The organism is Candidatus Nitrosocosmicus sp. FF01, assembly GCF_047711275.1.
GTDB lineage: Archaea > Thermoproteota > Nitrososphaeria > Nitrososphaerales > Nitrososphaeraceae > Nitrosocosmicus.
On the sequence record NZ_JBLNIG010000010.1, the window covers coordinates 1 to 4,975 of the forward strand.

Genomic DNA, 4,975 nt, shown 5'->3' on the forward strand with positions numbered 1-4,975 from the left:
GTTTATGTCATATATATTGCTAGCATGCTAGCAATATATAAATGGATCAAATAATGCTATCTTGCTAGCAATACGTATAAATATTCTGTAAACCTATTCTCATTGTGACTCGCACCCTTGAAATCAGAGGATTCAATGATAAAGTCCATGAGAAATTGGGTAATTTGGCAACCCAGAAAGGCATTTCCATAAACTCAATAGTAAGGGATGCTGTAGACAAATGGTTAGAACAGCAGCAATCAGAGGAATCAGGAAACACCATCTTATAATTTATTCAGAAGAAGAATCTATGATCAAATTATTAAAATCGATGGATAAATTCGCAAAGGATAATAACTTGTACAGATGTTTTTGTGGACCTTCAGATTCTCAGGCAACCAAATTGCTTCATAAATTAGAGTGGTACAATGGTAACATAGAACCTTATCTTTGTTCCAATGATAATCATCGCATAAAACAAAAAAACACGTCTCCAACTCAGAATGAGAAAGATGTCACGAATTACTGTAGTAAGGTAATGGAAAATATTGCGAATAATGCGGATAGCAAACCTATGTGCTGGCTCTGTTCAGTTAACAGGTTTTAATTCCTTATTATGATAGTCGACAAACAGGTTCAACCAGTTTTTTACATGTTTTAGGTTGCAGTTCTTTATTCTGCAGGGAAAGTAATCATCAAAATTCTCTGTCCTATCCTTTATGTATTGTATTGTTCTTTCAATCAAACTTTTTTCATAGGAGGAATGGAGATGGTGTTCTAATTTAAGGAATTGACAAGCCATGGGGTACCAAGTACCACCACCGTCTGTTGAAACTGGATGCTTTCCATAGTCTCTGATTATGTTTAACAGAAACCGTTCGGCAACAAACATGTTTCTCTCTTTAGAGATAGATAGTGCGAGAATTTCCTTACTTTTTGCATCTATTGCAACCCATAACCATGTGTATTCTGAACCTACCTTAAGCAATGTTTCATCTACAATGAATTCACATATCCGTCTTTGTTTTGTCTTGATAATCTTAGGTTGGTACTTTTGAATCCAGTTCCAGATAGTGACATGATTTCGTTTGATACAGTATGATAATCTTTCAGATGTTCTCCTAAGAGATAGCCCTGAAAAATACAAATACAAGCCCCGATAGACGTATTCTGGAGGCGTTTTATTTCTGGTAAACACATATGAAATAAGACGTCTTCAAGCTATAGGTTTTTCTTAACTGAACAGAGCCCATCAAGCATTTTAATATCAGTCAGTTTATGGGGGCCATTTAATTGACAGTTCACTTAAAAATACATATAATCATCAGTTTCGCTACTCTTTCAAGTAACAACAATAACCTAAATTAAAGCGTAATTCAAGTGAACATATAATAAAAAGACCTTATTCATTAGGCCTATGTCTGAATTTGACAGGTCCTATAAGTTTCATTTTTGGCAGATGGAAAAGTCAAATACTTTATACAGGCGCCAAGAGTGGCATATTCGACTACCTTACAACAAATCCCGTAGATATACACCATATTGCACAGGATTTAAATCTCAACGAGATTATGGCATATCGTATTCTCAGAGCAATATCGACTTTAGGCTATGCAAAAGAAGAAAATGATGGTCGCAGATTCTCTATAACATCATTGGGAGAAATACTGAAAAAAGATCATCCTCAAACCCTCCAAGGAGTTTTACTTTTAGAAGAGGGACCAGAACATTATCAAATTTGGAAACATTTACCTAGAATGATTAAGGACGGACAGCAGAATGCTTTTTCTTCGGAATATGGCATGGATCTTTTTGAGTATGCAAGTAAGAACTCAGAGTATTCAAAAATTTTCAACGATGCAATGAGCAGTTATTCGGCGATGCATACTACCATGGTATTAGAAGCACTAAACAATTACGACTTTACTAACATATCTTCCCTTTGTGAAATTGGAGGTGGCCAGGGACATCTTTCAAGCCACCTTCATTCAAAATATGATCATCTCAATGGAACAATATTGGAATTGGAGCCAGTCGTAAGGAATCAAGAAAACTCCTGGCCCAGTAAAATGGGTTTGCAGGATCGTTGTAAATATATCAAAGGCAATATGTTTGATCAGGTCCCTTCAGCAGATCTTTACATGATGAAAATGATTCTACATGATTGGAGCGATAAAGAGTGCATTCAAATACTTGTAAATATTCATAAAGCTGCACCCGACAAAGCCAGAATATTTATTGTTGAACACATAGTGCCAGAACCTAGCCAGCCACACTTTTTCGAAATTGTTCGATATACATATGATGTGCGCTACTACCGGTAGAGAAAGGACAATAGCAGAATACAAGACCCTGTTAAGTCAATCGGGATGGAAATATCTTCAAACTCATTACCCTAATTCTAAAATGATTGGTGTTATCGAAGCAGTAAAAAATGGATAACTCTAAACCATTTTCATCAATTATTTTATCGGTGTTGACATTTATTTTTTTAACATATTAACCAAGGTGGAATTTGAGAATCTAATTAAACATGTGCAAATATTTTTATTCTCTATTGATGTATAACAATACGTTCATTACAATACCAATTCTTAATGGTATCTAATCTTAGCCATTGTTGCCAGTTTATGGCTATAAACATAACACAAATATAATAATCCAATAATATCAAGATGTCAGATATGAAATTTCAACGCAGAAGCTATAATGTCTTATTGATACTCGTTATTGGATTTGTAATCTCGTTTTCCATGGCAGTTGCGAATTCGCTCTACATACGAGCTTTTGACGACGCAAACTTTACTAATTCTTTGAATTTGGGAAAACCATTTGTTGTAGAAATTTATCAGTCATCAGGAGGAAAACCGGAATCTACAGATTATGGTATTTATTCAGATTTTGCTGGCAAAGGAATTCTTAACGGTACGATAGATATTGCTGTAGAGGGAAATTATTCGGAAATCCTTAGAAACAATGACACATCCTACATACAAGGAAATACAAAGTTTTCTACAAAAGACAATGGTACAGCGTCATTTAGTTTTCAAGCGTCGTAACCACCTTCTAATGGGATCAAAGTTGCCCTTCTCTATGTGCATCTATCGTCACTCTCCATGTCTTTGCGCATCTTTGAAGCAATTATCGCTGAGACCAAATTTCCGAGAGTATAAGTTGGGAAATATCCAAAAAAGGACCCACTGCTCCAATGTGTATCCTGAAGGACACCCAATGAATCCATTGTAGGTCTTACACCGAGTAACTGTTGCCCATTCTATCGTTCCAAAATTCAGGAATTTCAGAGACATTAAGATTACCCTCAAATATTTTCTTCTCTATTTCATATCGAATCGCTATATGTAAATTGTAGGTTACTTCATCAGCATCAACTCGAATATAATCAGCCTTGACGTTATTGAAATAAAGGTACAGTTCATCATCTGTAGTTTGACTAGCAAAATTCACTTGCTTTCTAATTAAGGGTGATATCAATTTTATAAAAGGTAAACTTCTACCCACAATATTTTCCCAGAACCTTGATTGAGATTCATGGAGTCCAAGTGAAGACCCACCTTCGATTGGAGTAAGAGATAATGATCGATCACATTGAAGATTATACAAAGCATGACCTCCCTCATCGATGGTACTGAATCTCGACTTTTTGAAATCGATTCCTTCATAACGAGTAGTTATTCTGACGTCGTTGAGCCCCATGGTCTCAGTGAAAGGATGAGTAGAAGTATCCATTCTAAATCGTCTCTTGTCGTACTGTAGAGAATCCAAGATATCATGATTAGACTTTATGCACCTTTTTTGAAATCATACTTTAATCTCCCAAGATTATTCTCTTTGCAAAAAGGACTGTTTGAATCCACGAGTTTTTTCAAAGAGCTTTTGAATACGAGGTGTCAATACACCAAATATCCTATCCAGATCATCTACAGTGAGCTGCTCTTCGAATGTATCCAAAAGAGCATCGTAAGGATGATTATCATACCCCCATTTTGCTGCGATTTCTTTCTTTATTTCTATCATTTTCTGCAAATGGGGTTCAAACATCTTAAAATCAGATTTTGCCCTTGCTTCTCTCCAGGCCATGTTTCCCCTTATTCTTACTAATGATTCTGCCTCAGTCAATTCTTTGGGTATCTTGATCTGTTTAGTTATTTCCTTGTCTAGTACTCTTAGTATGCCCTTTTCAAGATCACCCAGGTTATCTAGTTTCTTTGCTGATTCAACAAGGCCTGTAAATTCTTTGTTTAGCAGTAGATCTTTATGCAACATATGAAGCTGAGAATCGGCCACTCCCCGTTCTTCTGTTCCTTCCTTAGGCATAAAAGTCTCAAAGTCCCAACCCATAAGGGAAACGGCATGTTTTATCGACCACATCGGTTTATAAGCATCGAGGATCTGATTCATGACTGGATTCTCGCATCTCATTTTTTTATACCTTTGATGGACTCAATCTTATCAGTCACTTAATCCTTTGCTAGTGTGCGGAGAGTAATTAAACAATATTTCTACGACTATGCGAAATACGAATCAATAATCATAATTTAGAATGCCCAAATCCATTATTTTGATTTGATCTTTGTTTGCATTAGAGAGCAATAAAATGGATGGGGATAGTTAAAAAGAATCAATTTACATGCCTATTCAAACAAGATATCAGAACCTCTCCATTGTCACATTCGAATGTCAGTACCTTTGGACGAGGCTTTAACTTGATAAATTGCGATCATATTATCGAAAATGTCTAGATGACCAGTAGAATTTTTTTTGAAAAATACAATACAATACCAGCGGAGCTTCTTGGATCATCAGGTCTTACTCCATTAAGGTCAATCATGACGGTAGTTGCTTTGCCGGGTTTCATATTGCCACTACTATTATAGTTATTGGTTGTAATGATGCTTTGTCCATTAACGATAGTAATACCTCCATGGTGATGAACTAAAAATAAGTTACTGCTCTCTGTGCCATTAATTGTTATATT

Annotated in this window: 8 protein-coding genes and 1 pseudogene; 5 read left to right on the top strand and 4 right to left on the bottom strand. The window is 35.7% G+C overall.

Annotated features, from left to right (window positions below):
* Positions 1–104: 104 nt before the first annotated feature.
* Positions 105–269, top strand: coding sequence for a hypothetical protein (locus ACMT7R_RS14850; protein ID WP_415312750.1), 165 nt, complete (start codon positions 105–107; stop codon positions 267–269).
* On the top strand, positions 221–586 hold the full coding sequence (locus ACMT7R_RS14855; RefSeq protein WP_415312751.1) for a hypothetical protein: 366 nt from the start codon (positions 221–223) through the stop codon (positions 584–586). The genes ACMT7R_RS14850 and ACMT7R_RS14855 overlap by 49 nt, the downstream gene beginning before the upstream one ends.
* Here the strand turns inward: ACMT7R_RS14855 and ACMT7R_RS14860 are convergent.
* Entirely contained in the window at positions 569–1,177 is a 609-nt protein-coding gene (locus tag ACMT7R_RS14860; protein WP_415310948.1) for a DDE-type integrase/transposase/recombinase, read from the bottom strand. The genes ACMT7R_RS14855 and ACMT7R_RS14860 overlap by 18 nt on opposite strands.
* A 229-nt stretch (positions 1,178–1,406) precedes the next feature.
* Between ACMT7R_RS14860 and ACMT7R_RS14865 the strand changes: the two genes are divergently transcribed.
* From ACMT7R_RS14865 to ACMT7R_RS14875, 3 genes are all read left to right on the top strand, one after another.
* Positions 1,407–2,303 carry a methyltransferase gene (locus ACMT7R_RS14865; RefSeq protein WP_415312753.1) on the top strand — a complete coding sequence of 299 codons (897 nt, stop codon included), beginning with the start codon at positions 1,407–1,409 and terminating at the stop codon, positions 2,301–2,303.
* Complete coding sequence (locus ACMT7R_RS14870; protein WP_415312754.1) at positions 2,281–2,421, top strand: hypothetical protein; 141 nt, start codon at positions 2,281–2,283, stop codon at positions 2,419–2,421. Before ACMT7R_RS14865 ends, ACMT7R_RS14870 begins: the two co-directional genes overlap by 23 nt.
* A gap of 275 nt (positions 2,422–2,696) precedes the next feature.
* Positions 2,697–3,038 (top strand): hypothetical protein, encoded by a 342-nt coding sequence (locus ACMT7R_RS14875; protein WP_415312755.1) that lies wholly within the window; start codon positions 2,697–2,699, stop codon positions 3,036–3,038.
* A gap of 32 nt (positions 3,039–3,070) precedes the next feature.
* Here the strand turns inward: ACMT7R_RS14875 and ACMT7R_RS14880 are convergent, their stop codons facing one another.
* The 3 genes and pseudogenes from ACMT7R_RS14880 to ACMT7R_RS14890 form a co-directional block, all read right to left on the bottom strand.
* Positions 3,071–3,220 carry a hypothetical protein gene (locus ACMT7R_RS14880; protein WP_415312757.1) on the bottom strand — a complete coding sequence of 50 codons (150 nt, stop codon included), beginning with the start codon at positions 3,218–3,220 and terminating at the stop codon, positions 3,071–3,073.
* 8 nt (positions 3,221–3,228) lie between these two features.
* A pseudogene (locus ACMT7R_RS14885) lies at positions 3,229–4,419 on the bottom strand (carboxypeptidase M32).
* A gap of 316 nt (positions 4,420–4,735) precedes the next feature.
* On the bottom strand, positions 4,736–4,975 hold a 240-nt coding region (locus ACMT7R_RS14890), incomplete at its 5' end, for a hypothetical protein (protein WP_415312758.1).

What these genes read in the sequence shown, in the direction of transcription:
- ACMT7R_RS14855 (WP_415312751.1), top strand. Translation starts at nt 221, where the DNA reads ATGGTTAGAACAGCAGCAATCAGAGGAATCAGGAAACACCATCTTATA.
- ACMT7R_RS14870 (WP_415312754.1), top strand. Translation starts at nt 2,281, where the DNA reads ATGATGTGCGCTACTACCGGTAGAGAAAGGACAATAGCAGAATACAAG.
- ACMT7R_RS14880 (WP_415312757.1), bottom strand. Translation starts at nt 3,220, where the DNA reads ATGGATTCATTGGGTGTCCTTCAGGATACACATTGGAGCAGTGGGTCC.